Genomic DNA, 15029 nt, shown 5'->3' on the forward strand with positions numbered 1-15029 from the left:
CTTTCTATGCTAATCAGGACAAAAGCGAGCTTACTTTTTTTATCATTTCTTACAGGTTCAGCACTGCTCTCTCAGGCACATAATGTATCTGAGGGATATCAGAAACCTGCAGATCCCCTTGTCGTTCAGAATCTGGAACAATGGCAGGATCTGAAGTTCGGTCTGTTTATGCATTGGGGAACATATAGCCAGTGGGGAATTGTTGAAAGCTGGAGCCTTTGCCCGGAAGATGAATCCTGGACGCAAAGAAAGCCTGAACACGGAAAATCCTATGATGAATATGTAAAGAACTATGAAAACCTTCAGACTTCCTTTAACCCTGTCCGGTTCAATCCACAGAAATGGGCCGATGCGGTGAAAAAAGCAGGAATGAAGTACGTTGTCTTTACCACGAAGCACCATGATGGCTTTGCCATGTTTGACACCAAAGAATCTGATTATAAAATCACGTCTTCAAAAACACCCTTTTCCAAAAATCCAAAGGCTGATGTAACGAAAGAAATTTTTAGTACGTTTAGAAAAGAAGGTTTTAAAATCGGGGCTTATTTTTCAAAGCCGGACTGGCATTCCGATGATTACTGGTGGCCTTACTTCCCTCCGAAAGACAGAAACGTTAATTATGATCCTAAAAAATATCCTGAACGATGGGAAAACTTTAAAAAATTCACATTCAATCAGCTGAATGAAATTACCTCCAACTATGGTAAAATTGACATTCTCTGGCTGGATGGAGGCTGGGTACGTCCTTTTCATACCATTGATCCCAAAGTAGAATGGCAGCGCACTATCAAAACAGAGCAGGATATCGATATGGATAAAATAGGTACAATGGCCAGGAAAAATCAGCCGGGAATCATTATCGTAGACCGTACCGTTCCCGGAAAATGGGAAAATTATGTGACACCTGAACAGGCAGTTCCTGAGCATGCACTTTCCATTCCGTGGGAAAGCTGTATCACCATGGGAGATTCTTTCTCTTACGTTCCCGGCGATCATTATAAAACCTCTCAAAAAATCATTGAAACATTGGTGAAAATCATTTCAAGAGGCGGGAATTATCTGATGAATATTGCGCCCGGCCCTGATGGTGACTATGATGCCATAGTATATGAAAGATTAAAAGAGATTTCAGGCTGGATGGATCAGAATCAGTCTGCCGTATTTTCAACAAGAACTGTAGCCCCTTATCATGAAGGGAATTTTTATTATACCCAAAGCAAAGACGGGAATACTCTGAATGTTTTTCATCTTAACGAAAAATCAGAATATCAGGCCCCTTCAGAATTAACCTTTATACTCCCTGAAAAATTTAACCCAAAATCACTGAACGTTTTAGGACTTTCCAAGGTTCACTGGAAGAAATCTGGAAATAGCATTACAGTACAGTTTCCTGAGAACAGGGAAAACCTTAAATATGCTGCCGTAATTCAATTGAAACAATAAAAAAAGAGCAGAAATAGATCCGCTCTTACTAAAAAAATATAGTTTTTAAAATCTTTAGTATTTTCTTGCCAGCAATACGTTTAGTAGGAATGTACCGGCCCAGTTACTGTTATTGGTCCCATTAGTTCCCATAAAATCTACACGGGCAACCGATACCGTAAGTCTTGTTTTCCCCCCTACATTGGCAAGGCTTACAAAGGAAGCGGTAAACACATCAGGGTAACTTGAGTTATTTCCTGCCGTAAGAATAGGGTACATATTGGTTACATTGAATGGTGCACCCTGATATTCATAAACCAATGTCATTCTGCTGCTATTGGTAAAACCGGACGTATCGGTAGTTCTGCCGAATGCACTATTGACAGAGGATTTGCTGATAATCCACCATGCATCGGCTCCTGTTCCTGTATCAAAAGAAGTATTGGCATGCAGTGTCCAGTCTGTCACTCCCGGGCTCGCTCCATTATGTGGCGGTATTGCAAGCTGGGCACCATAAATTTCCACATTGCTGGGTTTGGGAAGTACAGTAAAAGACATATCCCAGGTGCCGCCTGTGGTATTGCTGTTGTTGACTACCTCTGCATAAGCCCCGGTAGGAATTACAAAAGAAGCAACCGGTGTATTATCAATTCGGAGGGTGTTTCCACTTGAAGCCTGAAGCGTAATACTGGAAGCCGAAATATTTTTGATCTTGTAGATCCTTCCCGTATAACTTGAAGTACCTGTTCCGATCACAGGAAGCGTAAAAGTTGCATTAGCTGTTCCATTGTAGGTAATATAATGATCATTAGCCAGAATATTATAGCTGGTGGCTGTAACCTGGGTGTAGCCTGCTCTCAGGGAACCGTTGACTGCCAAGGTACTATTCGGAGTAGTAGTATTAATTCCTACTTGTGCATTGAGGGATAAAGCTCCGAATAAGAGAATCGAGAGGTATTTTTTCATACTATTCTATTTGTTAAACAAAAATATAAAAAAATATTCTAAATATAACTTAATAAATAATAAATTATACACTTATTTTATAAAATCACATGGTCGTGATATTGGAAAAGATGAAGGATTAAGCGAAACAGCAGATGGCCCTGAAATTTTCGGTAAGATGTAACTTCTTAATCGTCATGACCATCCATAAACTTTTGCTGATCTTGTAAACATACCCATTCATCAATCATTTATGTATCGTATTTTGAGTTTTTGAAAAATCTTGGTATGAAATATGCAGATTAATCACTGAACCTGAATGAATGAAATGAGATCATGACCAATCCGTTGAATTCATTCAAAAATATAAACATCATGAAAAAGTTTTTAATATCAACACTATTGCTATTAGGTTTATCAATGAATGTATCAGCTCAGAAACGACCGCCGGCTCCTCCGCATCCTTCAAAAAGTGAGTTGGTGAATATTAAAATGCAGGAGCTCACCAAAAAATACAATACTGAAAAAAAACTCATCCTTAATCATCCTCTTGCTACCAAGCAGATGAAAAGAGATCAGATGAAAGCCTTGAATGAAAGATATGCGGCAGAAAAACGATTACTAAGACAGGCAAAATAATACATAATTTTTGCAGTTATTGAAATTAGAAAACCGTTTTTTATATTTTGGAATTTGATAAATTTTCATTACAAAATAAGATTTATTGAAAGAGAATGCTTTTTGTGTTCTCTTTTTTATTTAAAATTGAATAAAATAGCTTCGTCGGTGCATTTTGAGATCAATCTGAAGAAACATGAAACATCCAATATTTTTCCTTAAATTCGCATAAAAATTTTTAAAGTAATGAATTACGATATTATTGTCATTGGAAGTGGTCCTGGTGGATACGTTACTGCGATCAGAGCAGCTCAATTGGGTTTCAAAACCGCAATTATCGAGAAGGAAAATTTAGGGGGAATCTGCCTTAACTGGGGATGTATTCCAACTAAAGCTTTATTGAAATCTGCTCAGGTTTTTCATTATATCAACCATGCTGAAGATTATGGTTTGAATAAAGTAGAGGCAAGCTTTGAATTCCCGAATGTAATCCAGAGAAGCCGTGGTGTTGCCAGCAAAATGAGCAAAGGAATCGAATTCTTAATGAAAAAGAATAAGATTGACGTAATTCTTGGTACTGCAAAAGTACAGAAAGGTAAAAAAGTTTCTGTGACAGATAAAGACGGTAAAGTAACTGAATATACAGGTACTCATATCATTATCGCTACAGGAGCCCGTTCAAGAGAATTACCGAATTTACCGCAGGATGGTAAAAAAGTAATCGGATACAGACAGGCATTATCTCTTCCTGAGCAGCCGAAATCCATGATCGTTGTAGGTTCAGGAGCTATCGGGGTAGAATTTGCTGATTTTTATAACACAATGGGAACGAAAGTAACTGTTGTTGAATTTATGCCAAACATCGTTCCTGTAGAAGATGAAGAAATCTCTAAGCACCTTGAGAAATCTTTGAAAAAGTCAGGAATCGAAATCATGACAAACGCTTCTGTAGAAAGCGTAGACACAACAGGAGAAGGCGTAAAAGCTAACGTTAAAACTGCTAACGGGAACATCACCCTTGAAGCTGATATCCTGTTATCTGCTGTAGGTATTGCTGCCAACATCGAAAACATCGGTTTAGAAGAAGTAGGAATCCAGACAGACAAAGGAAGAGTATTGGTAAACGAATGGTATGAAACTTCAGTACCTGGTTACTATGCAATCGGTGATATCATCCCTACTCAGGCACTGGCTCACGTTGCTTCTGCTGAAGGAATCACTTGTGTTGAGAAAATCAAAGGAATGCACGTTGAGAAAATTGACTACGGCAACATCCCTGGATGTACTTACTGCCACCCTGAAGTAGCTTCTGTAGGTCTTACAGAAAAACAGGCTAAAGAAAAAGGATACGAAATCAAAGTAGGTAAATTCCCTCTTTCTGCAAGTGGTAAAGCTACGGCAAACGGAAATACAGACGGATTTATCAAAGTAATTTTTGATGCTAAATACGGTGAATGGTTAGGATGCCATATGATCGGTGAAGGTGTAACAGATATGGTTGCAGAAGCTGTTGTAGCCAGAAAACTGGAAACTACAGGTCATGAGATCATCAAATCTATCCACCCGCACCCAACAGTTTCTGAAGCGATTATGGAAGCTGCTGCTGCTGCTTACGGTGAGGTGATCCACATCTAATCTGAAATACAAAATTATATAAGAAAGCCCGGATTTTTTCCGGGCTTTTTGTTGATACTGATCGAAATATGAGCTTATTTATTGTATCGGAACTGCAGATATCATATTTTCTCCCCAGTTTGCCCCTCCCAAACGATCTAAATAAACAGAAGACGATGGAGTTCCTATCACTTCTGAGTTTCCAACAATGAGCCAATAAGTTTTACTGATGCCGGAACTGTTGTTGATAAGAACCTGGCCGTTGGCAATATTATATTTTAGTGCTCCTGAAGGAACAGGCCCCTGCAGCATACCACTGACTTTATCAGCACTTCCTTGAATGTCAGCACTTTTATCAGTGAAAAATTGAGAATCTGAAAATGTAGATCTGAACCAAATATAATCATCAGAATTTAATACAGAATTATTATTATTTACGGATAATAAATTTACGGTAACAAGCCATTTTCCAGGAGGCAGCACAATATTGGACCCTGTCTGATGATAATTGTAATCATATAAAAAAGGAAGATTATATCCGTTCCCCATGGTTCCTACTACAAGCTCTAAGCTTTGTCTCTTCCATGTTCCTATACCATTTTCGTCAGATGTGAGTACTTTATTTTTTCCTTGTAGCCCATCATTTATTTTAATCCCCGGAAGAGGTGAGGCTGCAGTTCCTGAAGTAGATATATCTACTTTTACAGAGGGGGAAAGTACACCAAAGCCTACATTTCCTGTCTTTGCAACAATAAAATCATCTGATAATTGGGTGGTTGACGGAGATCCGGATGTTGGGTTGTTTTTTCCTCCGTCTACATGGAAGGTACCCAGAGGATTTGCTGTATTTATCCCTACCTGTCCGAACATGGAAGTACTCATAAAAATAAAAGAAGCTGCAAAATGTTTTAATTTCAATAATGTCATGTGTTTTTTGTTAGTTTGATTAAACGGGAGCAAAATTAGATGACCCTTATTGATTAAACAATGAACAAATGTTAATAAATCTGCCTTCTGATTCTGCTTAAAGCCTGAGGTGTAATTCCAAGATAAGAAGCAATATATTTTTGAGGGATCTGTTTAATCAGAATAGGATTTTCTTTAAATAAATTTTGGTATCTCTCTTTGGCTGAATACCTTAGGAAAGAGTGAAGCCTTTGAGAACGCTCCAAAAACATATTCTGATGAGCTATTCTTCCAATGCGTTCAGCGCCTTTTGTTTTTTTATAGATATCCTGAAGATCCTTATAGGTAAACCGGTAAAGTAATACATCTGTCAATGCCTCAATCCCATATAGGGAAGGTGTTCTGGTAATAAAGGATTCGTCGGCACACGCAAATTTTTTTTCAAACATAAAATCATACGTAATATCCGTTTCTTTATTTTCATCCGTCGGGATAAAGAATCTTAATACTCCTTTTGATAAAAATGAAAGATGATCTTCCTGGCCACCCGGATGTAGGATAATTTCCTTTTTTTTAAATTGCTGAACAAACATTTTAGAAGCTATTATCTCCCAATCTTCATGGGTGGTGCCAAAATGAGTTTGTAAGTATAAATAGATTTCATCCATATATGTAGCTATAAATCTGATTATAGAAGTTATTCTTACATGGTTATATTTTATATCAGAATTTAGAGCAAATATGAACAATAAATTCATGATGGATATTAAAATAACTTTAAAATAAAGATATTTATAAAAATTAATCCGATTATATCAACCTGTTTTCTTAAATTTATTCAATGAATTTTGAGAAAGTAGGACTTGTTTTATCAGGAGGCGGTACCAAAGGAATCGCCCATGCAGGAGTATTAAAATTCTTAGAGGAAAAAAATATTGAAATTGATATCCTTTCCTGCTGCAGTGCCGGATCTATTGTAGGCTGCCTGCATGCTATAGGAAAAACTCCCGATGAGATTCTGGAATTTTTCAATTCGGTGTATTTTTTCAACTGGAAACATTTTACATTCAATCAGCCGGGGTTGGTTTCTTCCATTATTTTCAGAAATTATCTTAAGCCTGTTTTTCATGATATGAAATTGGGTGATCTGGATATAGAGGTGAAAATAGTAGCTACAGAATTGGTTTCCGGAACCCAGAAGATTTTCGACAAAGATTTTGAAATCGTAGATGCCATCATTGCATCCTGTTCCATTCCGGGCATTACCACACCTTACATCATTGGTGACGAAATGTATTGTGATGGGGGAGTTCTGAACAATTTTCCGGCAGATATCATCAGGGACGAGTGTGACAGGCTGATAGGCGTTTTTGTATCGCCGCCAAACGAAGCAAAGATTAAAGACCTGAATTCCATCAAAGCAATAGTATCACGCTCTTACGATCTTCTTTCCTACAGGATCGAACGTGGGAAATTTGATTATTGTGACTGGTTCATTTCTTCTCAGAAATTATCTTCTTACGGAACTTTTGAACGCAAGAAAGAACGCCTGGAAGAAATCTTCAACATCGGGTATAAAGCAGCTAAAGAAAGTTATGAATCCAGCCGTTTCCTTACACAGCTCAGACAATCCGGAACATAAAAAAAGAAACCCTGTACAAATAGTGTACAGGATTTTATTTTTTTCAGTGTTATTCAGCTTATTTTTTTACGACATATCCGTCCTGACTTAGAATTTCACGGTCATTGGGATCATTAACGGTCAGGGTGTAAGGCGCTTTTTTACCATAATCTGTAAGGTAATTTCTCCAAACCTGATAAGTATAGCCTTCATTATTGAAAGCAATATAATAGTTACCTCCTGTCCCGTCAGGAACAAGTTCACCGTCGCTGATGATCATACTTGGCTTGGTGGTAAGGCTTGCATTGGCATTCCAGGATTGGTACAGATATTTACCGTTCGGTTGCTTATCTATTCTTATCTTGAATTTTTTGGTTTTGATAATAACAGTCTTTGGTACCTGCTGAAGCGCAGAAGATGTTATCATGTTTCCGGTTTGCGGATGATTGGGAATTTCTTTAGCAGAAGCGAAAGAAAACTGAGCTAAACAAAAAGCTCCTAATAAAATATGCTTGATCATATTGAGTGGTTATTGGTTAACGGTCAAACCTCATCAAATATAACGCCATTATGTAGCCTTTTTAATATTATTGGCAGTGTAAGCGATTAAACCAATAAGAATATTAAGACGTTTCACATTAAAAAGAAAGCTAAAAAAAATTATTTTGCCTTAACTCAACTTAATATCTTCATCCTTCTTAATGGTTTAAAGATTATTTTTAATATCTGAGTTTTAAAATGATCTCTTTATTTTTGCGTTGCTGTATAACTTGCAAAGGCCTCTTCCAGACTATTGAACTTCCCTTTAAATTCATCAATAGGGCAATCCTGCAGAATATTTCCTTTATGTATCAGAATAACCCGTGAGCAAAGTGCTTCTACTTCCTGCATTATATGTGTGGAAAGTAAAACCGTTTTCTGCTGGCCTATTTCTTTCACTACATTTCTGATCTCAAGGATCTGATTGGGATCCAGCCCGTTCGTTGGTTCATCCAGAATTAAAAGATCCGGCTGATGAATGATGGCCTGTGCCAGTCCTACACGCTGCTTATATCCTTTGGAAAGCTGACCTATTTTTTTTGATTTTTCAGGAGTAATGCCTACCAGCTCAATCACCTCATCTACTCTGGATTCAGAGATTTTATGAATATTGGCTACAAACTGAAGGTATTCTTTTACATACATTTCCAGATAAAGAGGATTATTTTCCGGCAGAAATCCTATTTTTTTCTTGCTTTCAATCTGATGGTCTGAAATATTCAACCCGTTAAAGATGATCTCTCCCTGATCCACTTTCAATGCACCGACAATAGATTTCATCAGGGTAGATTTTCCTGCTCCGTTCGGACCAAGAAGACCGATGATCTCATTTTTATCGATAGAAATATTGATCGTATCCAAGGCAGTCTGTTCACCAAATTTTTTGGTTAGATTGATTATCTGAAGCGGCATAAGTTATAATGTCTTTCTGCAAAAATAAAATAAAAAAACTCATTCAATGGAATGAGTTTCGTAATATTTATAAATTATGATTATTTTCTTGCTTTTTTTCCGTTTCCGGATGCTGGAGTTGCTGTAGAAGCAGTTGAAGCTGCCTTATTCGGAACCGTAGTCTGTTTGTCATACAGAGCATACTTTCCGTTGGTTCTCCCAAAGATTTTATCAACCTGTTTTCTGGTTAAAAACTGCGATTTTCCGATGTATTTCCGGTTTTTATTGATCACCTGAATAAACTGTACGGTCTGCTGACCATAATTTTTTTCATAATGAAGTTCGATAATATCGTTGGGAAGCTCCAGAATGATATTTTCATCAGCGGCTGATATAAAACCATCCATAATGAGTTTATACAGGCCAGATACATCCCCGTTCAGATTTTGGAATGAAAAAGACCGGATTGTATTCAGGTTGCTGGTATTCAGATCCTGGTAATTGATTGTAAATTTATCTTCCTTTTTATATAGACCAACGGAATTATCTTTACCAATTTCTACCAAACTTTCATTTTTCAACACTTTAATCTGTGAGAAAACTGAAATACTGAACATACATGTAATAAGTAGAATTATTTTTCTCATGGAATGAATTTTAATGTTTTATAAATTGGTGCACATAAATTTATTAATAAAATAAGTTAAAACAATTTTATTAATCTAAAGCAAAAGTAATACTTTTTTTTAATATTTATAAAGGAAGATATGCGAATGCTATGGATATCATTGGTTTTTCAATTTGCTGTAAATCATGTTGTTATTTGTTTTTCTGAGATGAATAACTTATAGCATGCGATATGAAATTATACTGATGGTAATGTGTAAGGTGTTGAAAAACAGATCGAAAAATAATTCTTCAATTCATCTTATTAAAAAATATTTAAAATAAACGTTAAAAATAGAATTCGTTGTAATGGAAAACTTGTAATACCAGAGTATAAGCCATTCATAAGGAGTTTTATAGCAGGCGGCTCTTTAAAATGGCAGCTGTAAAAGAATCATATTCCTGCTTATAGCTTCTTCCGACGGGGATATGGTGGATGCCCAGCATTACTTCATGATGACTGAAGGCCGTCACAAATTGTATGTTGATGATAAAAGACCTGTGAACTCTTACAAAACCTTTCCCGGAAAGTGCCCTCTCAAGATCTGTTATTTTGGTTTTAGAAATACTGTTTTCCTGGTTGGTCAGGACAATTTTGACATCGTTACCCTGGCTTTCAAAATAAAGAATATCGGAAAGAGGCACTTTTTTGTGTACGCCTTCATTTCTGACGATCATAAATTCTTCCTTTGTTCCTGCTGTACTTCTGAGAATGCGATCTACAGACCTGAAAAAGCGTTCAAAAGTAATAGGTTTCAGGAGATAATCTACCGCTTCAAGCTCAAAACCTTCAATAGCAAAATCACGATAGGCTGTGGTAAAAATGGTTTTGGGTTTTTGAGATAAGGATTTCAGAAAGTCGATCCCGTTCAGATGAGGCATCTGAATATCAAGAAACATAAGATCCACCGTTTGATTCTGAAGGATTTTATAGGCTTCCAGTGCATCTGTAGCTTTTCCGGTCAGTTTCAGGTCGTCAATCCTGGAAATATGGTTTTCCAATAATGTGGCAGCTAAAGGTTCGTCGTCTACAATGATGCATTTAATCATAGTGTGAAGGGGTGATTATTTCAACTTTAAAATTATTATTTTCCCGGGAAATTCTGAAAACAAAATTTTCCTGGTAATGGTGTTGCAGCTGTCGTTGGATATTCCGGAGACCAATGCCTTTGTCATTGTTGTTGCGGCTGTTTGTACAGGTATTCTCAATGGTAAAAACAGATTGATGGGTGTTTGTTTCTACTTCGATTCTTATATCTGTAGGGGCTGAACTTTTCCCTGCGCCATGTTTGAAAGCATTTTCAACCAAAGTAAGATATAGTAAAGGCGGTATTGTATTGGGAGCGTTCAGGGAAAAATGTTGGCTTATCTTGAGTCTGCTGTCATGATAACGAAGGCTTTCCAGGGTGATATAATGTTTGATAATGGCTATTTCATCAGAAACAGAAACCCATTTTTTCTGACCTTTGTATAAAATATAATCCAGGATATCAGAAAGCTGGCTGATGGATTGGGAGGTTTTTTCAGAATGGCTCACAGAAAGGGAATAGATGTTATTCAGCGTATTGAAAAGAAAATGAGGGTGAAGCTGTGCCTTCAGAGATTGCAGCTCAAGTTCCGCCTTTTCTCTCTGTAATAGGGCCGTACGTTCTTTTTCGTCTTTGTAACGCATCATGAACATCACTGAAACGAATATAAATGTCCCACTGATGATTGGAAAAGTATAATGGAATAAAAGGTATCTGAAATCCGTGAAAATACTGATGAAACTATCTTTATGAAGATCAGTGAAAAAAGGTTCGGCAAGATAAACAATAAAGATCCTGTTGATCACCGAAATCATATAAAGGCTGATGATAAGACCTATTGAAAACGTTACATATTTTCTCCGGTCAAAAAAATAACGGATCAGAATATAATAAATAAAATTGGCTCCGATGATCTGGAAAATCCAGTGACAGAAATTATAGATCACAAGCTCCCTGATGATGATCCCGTCGTATTCACCATAAGTTCTCGCTATTCCGAATACAAATAAAGCAATCCAGAAAAACAACTGAAAATAAATATTCTGTCTGATATGAATTTCTGGCCGGAGCTTCATCATGATCAAAAATATAAAAACTTAGGAAACAACTGATGAAATTGATGTAAAAGGTTTAAAAAAACGGTTAAACAACACTATTAAAGATGCAGACGGCTTATTTTACTGTTCATACCAATTGATCTGTTTTCCGGACCACGTATTTAAAAGCATTCAGGGATTGATTCATATTTGCTGAAAAAAAATAAATGGAAAAACATTCGGAAAGATGGTATGGTTTGGATCATCTGAGGGCTGCGGCTATCATACTCGTGTTAATGTATCATTACAGGGCTTTTAAGCATCCTCAATGGATTGATGAGGTCGGAAGATTCGGCTGGACGGGGGTGGATCTGTTTTTTGTGCTGAGCGGTTTCCTGATCTCAGGCCAGTTGTTTAAAGAAATTGAAAGGAAGGGAAAATTTAGCGTAAAGATATTTTATATCAAACGGTTCTTCCGGATCATTCCGGCTTACTTTTTCACACTTTTCCTATATTTTACATTTCCTTTTTTCAGGGAACGGGAAGCCTTATCACCCCTGTGGAAGTTTTTGACCTTTACACAGAACTACGGGCTGGATGTTATTAATCGTGGTACCTTTTCACATGCGTGGTCGCTGTGTATTGAAGAGCAGTTTTATCTTTTTCTTCCACTGTTGCTCCTTATTTTGGCTAAAACCAGACTTTTTAAATATCTGCCTGTACTGCTCATTGGTGTAATCACTTTTTCTTTGATGGTAAGGATTGTCATGTGGAACCAATATATAATCCCTGTACAGCCTGATTCCCTGGACTTCTGGCGGTCATGGTATATGAAAATCTATTATCCTACCCATACAAGGTTAGACGGGCTTGGTATGGGAGTTCTGATCGGTTATCTCATGCAGTATTCATCAGGATTTAAAAAGATCGTTCACCACCGTGGAAACATGATCTTTCTTTTAGGACTTGTGCTGCTGGGCATTTCATTTTGGATTTGTAATGAGCAGACTTCAGAAACAGCTTCAGTATTTGGATTTACACTGGTAGCTTTAAGCTATGGGCTCATTGTAATATCTGCCGTTTCAAAATCTTCCTTCCTGTATCGGTCAAAGTCATATATTACAGCAAAGCTGGCTGCTCTATCTTATGCCATCTATCTTTCCCACAAAGGGATTATACATATGGTACAGGTTACACTGGATAAGTTTAATATTCAGACAGCAGATAATATATGCTTGATTTTGTGTTTGTTGGCTTGTATTGCAGCAGCGGTACTGTACACAATCCTTATTGAAAAACCTTTTTCCGGAATTAGATCCGGAATTTTAAAAGATAAAGAGAAATCTACTTTGCAGGCTGATTGAGTTCTTCTGCAGGTCTTTCAGGGTCTCTTCCCCTTTCAAATCCCTGAATGAGAATATACATTGCCAGAAATACAAGACTAATGAAGATACAAACAGGCCACAGAATTTTTTGCCTCTTTGATATCTTTGATTTTGATAGCAGCAGCATAGGCAGAGCGATAATGAATACAAAAACAATGATTATTCCCATCTGTAGATTTATGTTTTAAACAGGATAAAAATAACAAATACAGAAACTTATTTCATTTTTAAGCTGATTCTGTACTGATGATGAGCAAAATACTACTGTAAAGCTATACTTTTCAGAACAATATTCTTGATGGCTGCTTCCTGGAAGCTCCAGTTTTCACTCTTTTCCGGCATCTGATTCTCCAGAATAACCAAAGTTGTATCTGTGGAAGGGAAATATACATTAAGGCATGTGAAGCCGTCTCCAAGACCGGTAACCCCGAAATAATCCAGTCCGGCTTCTTTAATGATCCTTACATTATAGCCAAACCCCATACTTTCTTTTCCAAAAACATTGTGCTGGGAAGTGGTGGAAGGAGTGAGCATCAGCTTCAGGAATTCCGGTGACAAAAGCTTTCCTTTAAACAATGCCTGATCCCATCTGGCAAGATCCTGTACTGTAGAAACTACGCCCGCAGCAGGGGCAATATCATCATTCAGAAATGATTCTTTTACCCTTTCAAACTGATTATTTTCGCTTATATAGCCTGGTACTAATGATTGGTTATCTTTTGTATTGTACACAAAAGTTTTCTCCATTTTCAGTTTTCTGAAAAGAGAATCAGCCAGTTCTGTAAAGGTCTTTCCGGTTGTATTTTTAAGGATTTCTCCTAAAAGCATATAGGAAAGATTTCCATATTTAAACTGTGATCCCGCTTTGAAAGCGGCGGGTTTCTCTACGTTAGTAATGCCGTGGGTATGGTTTAAAAGATGGTGTATCGTTACCGAATCTGCCCAGGGCTGTGTCAGAGCAGGAAGATATTTTTTAATAGGAGTCTGAAGATTAAGCTTTCCCTGTTCGGCAGCCTGCAGGATCAAAACGGCAGTAACCTGTTTGGTATTGGACATGATTTCAAACTGATCATCTGTTTTCAAAGGAATTTTCTTATCAAAATCCTTATAGCCGTTAGATTTGAGATACTTTATTTTTCCTTTTTGCGATACCAGAACCACCCCGTTGAACGTGAGTGGGGAAGAAGCTGTTATAATGCTGTCAATCTGATGGATATAGTTGTTTTTTTTCTGAGCCTGTGTATTGGCAGACAGAATTGTGGCAAGGGCAAGGGTGAAAAACAGTTTTATTTGGGTCATTTTTTATTTTTTGTGATAGTAGTCATAGGTTGTTTTGGCAATGTCTGCAATAATAGCTTCTGCGTTTTCAAATGTCTCGTAGGTATCATGTACAAAAACGGCAATGTATACTCTTTCCTTGTCAGAAAGTTCTATAATTCCAAAGTCATTAACAGCCCCTGTCATACCTTCTTTGTTGGTGAACGAAGTACCTGTACGGTGTGCTACTTTCACGGTTTTCGGAAGATTGCCTTTGAGCCTTTTTGCTCCGGAAGCATTATTTATCATGGCCATATAAAGCCATTGGGTATGCTTTTTATTCAGGAGTTTCCCATTGTAGAATTTTTCAAGCAGCCTGGTAGCTTCATTGGGAGTAATTGTATTGATGAATTGAGACTGCCAGTCTTTATGCATGTCTTCTTCATTGTTTTTAATGATAAAGTTTTGGCTGTTGATGAACTTCTGCACAGGTTCCGGGCCGCCGATTAACCTCAGCAGGATGTCGGTCAGATTATTGTCACTGTAGGAAACCATCCATTTCATAGCGTCTTCCAGACTGATCTCAATATTTCCTTCAGGATATTCCTTTTTGAAAGGACTCCATGTATCTTCTAAGAGTTCTTCTTTTTTGATGAAAAGCTTCTGCTGAAAAGATAATTCTCCTTTTTCAATCTTATGGAGAAGGGTAAGGGCAATATGAAATTTAACCGTACTGAGCATAGGGTAAAACCGGTCCCCATTGATCTGGATAACTTCTCTTTTATAAGGGGAAATAATGGAAATTCCTACATCAGCTTTTTTGCCGGCAATAAGAGTTTTAAGCTGTTGAGCTAAATCAGGAAATGTTTTCTGCTGTGAAAAAAGTGATACACTTAAAAACAGTAATAATATTGTGAAAATGGCTTCCTTCTTCATTTTTACAAGGTTATTTTATGAGTTTTTTATTGCCTCAAATATATGTATTTCTTTATACTGAAAATTTAAAGAAATGATTTTTGTTTTTATAATCCCTGGTGTAGGGTATTTTCCTATATTGGAGGTGAAAAACAATACCGGTTATTGATTACGTGTAAGATTC

General features: G+C 37.1%; 16 protein-coding genes. 5 read left to right on the forward strand and 11 right to left on the reverse strand.

The window, feature by feature from the left end:
* The first annotated feature begins 6 nt into the window (after nt 1-6).
* The gene (locus tag ACTJJF_RS01260) at nt 7-1443 is read left to right on the forward strand and encodes an alpha-L-fucosidase (protein ID WP_440698416.1); all 1437 of its coding nucleotides are present in this window, start codon (nt 7-9) and stop codon (nt 1441-1443) included.
* A 54-nt stretch (nt 1444-1497) separates the two neighbouring features.
* On the opposite strand, the gene ACTJJF_RS01265 is transcribed toward ACTJJF_RS01260, so the two are convergent.
* Nucleotides 1498-2388, reverse strand: a complete 891-nt coding sequence (locus ACTJJF_RS01265; RefSeq protein ID WP_212648929.1) for a hypothetical protein — start codon at nt 2386-2388, stop codon at nt 1498-1500.
* A gap of 354 nt (nt 2389-2742) precedes the next feature.
* On the opposite strand from ACTJJF_RS01265, the gene ACTJJF_RS01270 reads away from it, so the two are divergent.
* Both ACTJJF_RS01270 and lpdA read left to right on the forward strand, forming a co-directional pair.
* Entirely contained in the window at nt 2743-3006 is a 264-nt protein-coding gene (locus ACTJJF_RS01270; RefSeq protein ID WP_065399692.1) for a hypothetical protein, read from the forward strand.
* A 225-nt stretch (nt 3007-3231) separates the two neighbouring features.
* Complete coding sequence (lpdA, locus tag ACTJJF_RS01275; RefSeq protein WP_312296642.1) at nt 3232-4620, forward strand: dihydrolipoyl dehydrogenase; 1389 nt, start codon at nt 3232-3234, stop codon at nt 4618-4620.
* Nucleotides 4621-4698: 78 nt separating this feature from the next.
* On the opposite strand, the gene ACTJJF_RS01280 is transcribed toward lpdA, so the two are convergent.
* Together ACTJJF_RS01280 and ACTJJF_RS01285 are read right to left on the reverse strand one after the other, a co-directional pair.
* Nucleotides 4699-5526: a hypothetical protein gene (locus tag ACTJJF_RS01280; RefSeq protein ID WP_440698417.1), complete on the reverse strand. Its 828-nt coding sequence runs from the start codon at nt 5524-5526 to the stop codon at nt 4699-4701.
* A 71-nt stretch (nt 5527-5597) separates the two neighbouring features.
* On the reverse strand, nt 5598-6173 hold the full coding sequence (locus ACTJJF_RS01285; protein WP_440698418.1) for a Crp/Fnr family transcriptional regulator: 576 nt from the start codon (nt 6171-6173) through the stop codon (nt 5598-5600).
* Between the two features lie 173 nt (nt 6174-6346).
* On the opposite strand from ACTJJF_RS01285, the gene ACTJJF_RS01290 reads away from it, so the two are divergent.
* Nucleotides 6347-7147 carry a patatin-like phospholipase family protein gene (locus tag ACTJJF_RS01290; protein WP_312296646.1) on the forward strand — a complete coding sequence of 267 codons (801 nt, stop codon included), beginning with the start codon at nt 6347-6349 and terminating at the stop codon, nt 7145-7147.
* A gap of 58 nt (nt 7148-7205) precedes the next feature.
* Here ACTJJF_RS01290 and ACTJJF_RS01295 read toward each other — a convergent pair whose 3' ends face one another.
* The 5 genes from ACTJJF_RS01295 to ACTJJF_RS01315 form a co-directional block, all read right to left on the reverse strand.
* On the reverse strand, nt 7206-7646 hold the full coding sequence (locus ACTJJF_RS01295) for a hypothetical protein (protein WP_440698419.1): 441 nt from the start codon (nt 7644-7646) through the stop codon (nt 7206-7208).
* Nucleotides 7647-7873: 227 nt separating this feature from the next.
* Entirely contained in the window at nt 7874-8578 is a 705-nt protein-coding gene (locus ACTJJF_RS01300) for an ABC transporter ATP-binding protein (protein ID WP_312296649.1), read from the reverse strand.
* 80 nt (nt 8579-8658) lie between these two features.
* Nucleotides 8659-9204 carry a hypothetical protein gene (locus ACTJJF_RS01305; protein ID WP_312296650.1) on the reverse strand — a complete coding sequence of 182 codons (546 nt, stop codon included), beginning with the start codon at nt 9202-9204 and terminating at the stop codon, nt 8659-8661.
* 373 nt (nt 9205-9577) lie between these two features.
* Nucleotides 9578-10273 (reverse strand): LytR/AlgR family response regulator transcription factor, encoded by a 696-nt coding sequence (locus ACTJJF_RS01310; RefSeq protein ID WP_440698420.1) that lies wholly within the window; start codon nt 10271-10273, stop codon nt 9578-9580.
* Nucleotides 10266-11330 carry a sensor histidine kinase gene (locus ACTJJF_RS01315; protein ID WP_440698421.1) on the reverse strand — a complete coding sequence of 355 codons (1065 nt, stop codon included), beginning with the start codon at nt 11328-11330 and terminating at the stop codon, nt 10266-10268. Before ACTJJF_RS01315 ends, ACTJJF_RS01310 begins: the two co-directional genes overlap by 8 nt.
* Before the next feature lie 185 nt (nt 11331-11515).
* Here ACTJJF_RS01315 and ACTJJF_RS01320 point away from each other — a divergent pair, with 185 nt between their 5' ends.
* On the forward strand, nt 11516-12652 hold the full coding sequence (locus ACTJJF_RS01320) for an acyltransferase family protein (protein ID WP_440698422.1): 1137 nt from the start codon (nt 11516-11518) through the stop codon (nt 12650-12652).
* Here ACTJJF_RS01320 and ACTJJF_RS01325 read toward each other — a convergent pair.
* The 3 genes from ACTJJF_RS01325 to bla all read right to left on the reverse strand — a co-directional run bounded on the left by ACTJJF_RS01325 (nt 12633) and on the right by bla (nt 14866).
* Nucleotides 12633-12842, reverse strand: a complete 210-nt coding sequence (locus ACTJJF_RS01325) for a hypothetical protein (RefSeq protein WP_440698423.1) — start codon at nt 12840-12842, stop codon at nt 12633-12635. The genes ACTJJF_RS01320 and ACTJJF_RS01325 overlap by 20 nt on opposite strands.
* A 92-nt stretch (nt 12843-12934) precedes the next feature.
* Nucleotides 12935-13972 (reverse strand): serine hydrolase domain-containing protein, encoded by a 1038-nt coding sequence (locus tag ACTJJF_RS01330; protein ID WP_440698424.1) that lies wholly within the window; start codon nt 13970-13972, stop codon nt 12935-12937.
* A 3-nt stretch (nt 13973-13975) separates the two neighbouring features.
* Entirely contained in the window at nt 13976-14866 is an 891-nt protein-coding gene (bla, locus tag ACTJJF_RS01335; RefSeq protein WP_440698425.1) for a class A beta-lactamase, read from the reverse strand.
* Nucleotides 14867-15029 lie beyond the last annotated feature (163 nt).

Origin of the sequence: Chryseobacterium sp. 22458 (assembly GCF_052044975.1) — a bacterium.
Taxonomy (GTDB): Bacteria; Bacteroidota; Bacteroidia; order Flavobacteriales; family Weeksellaceae; genus Chryseobacterium.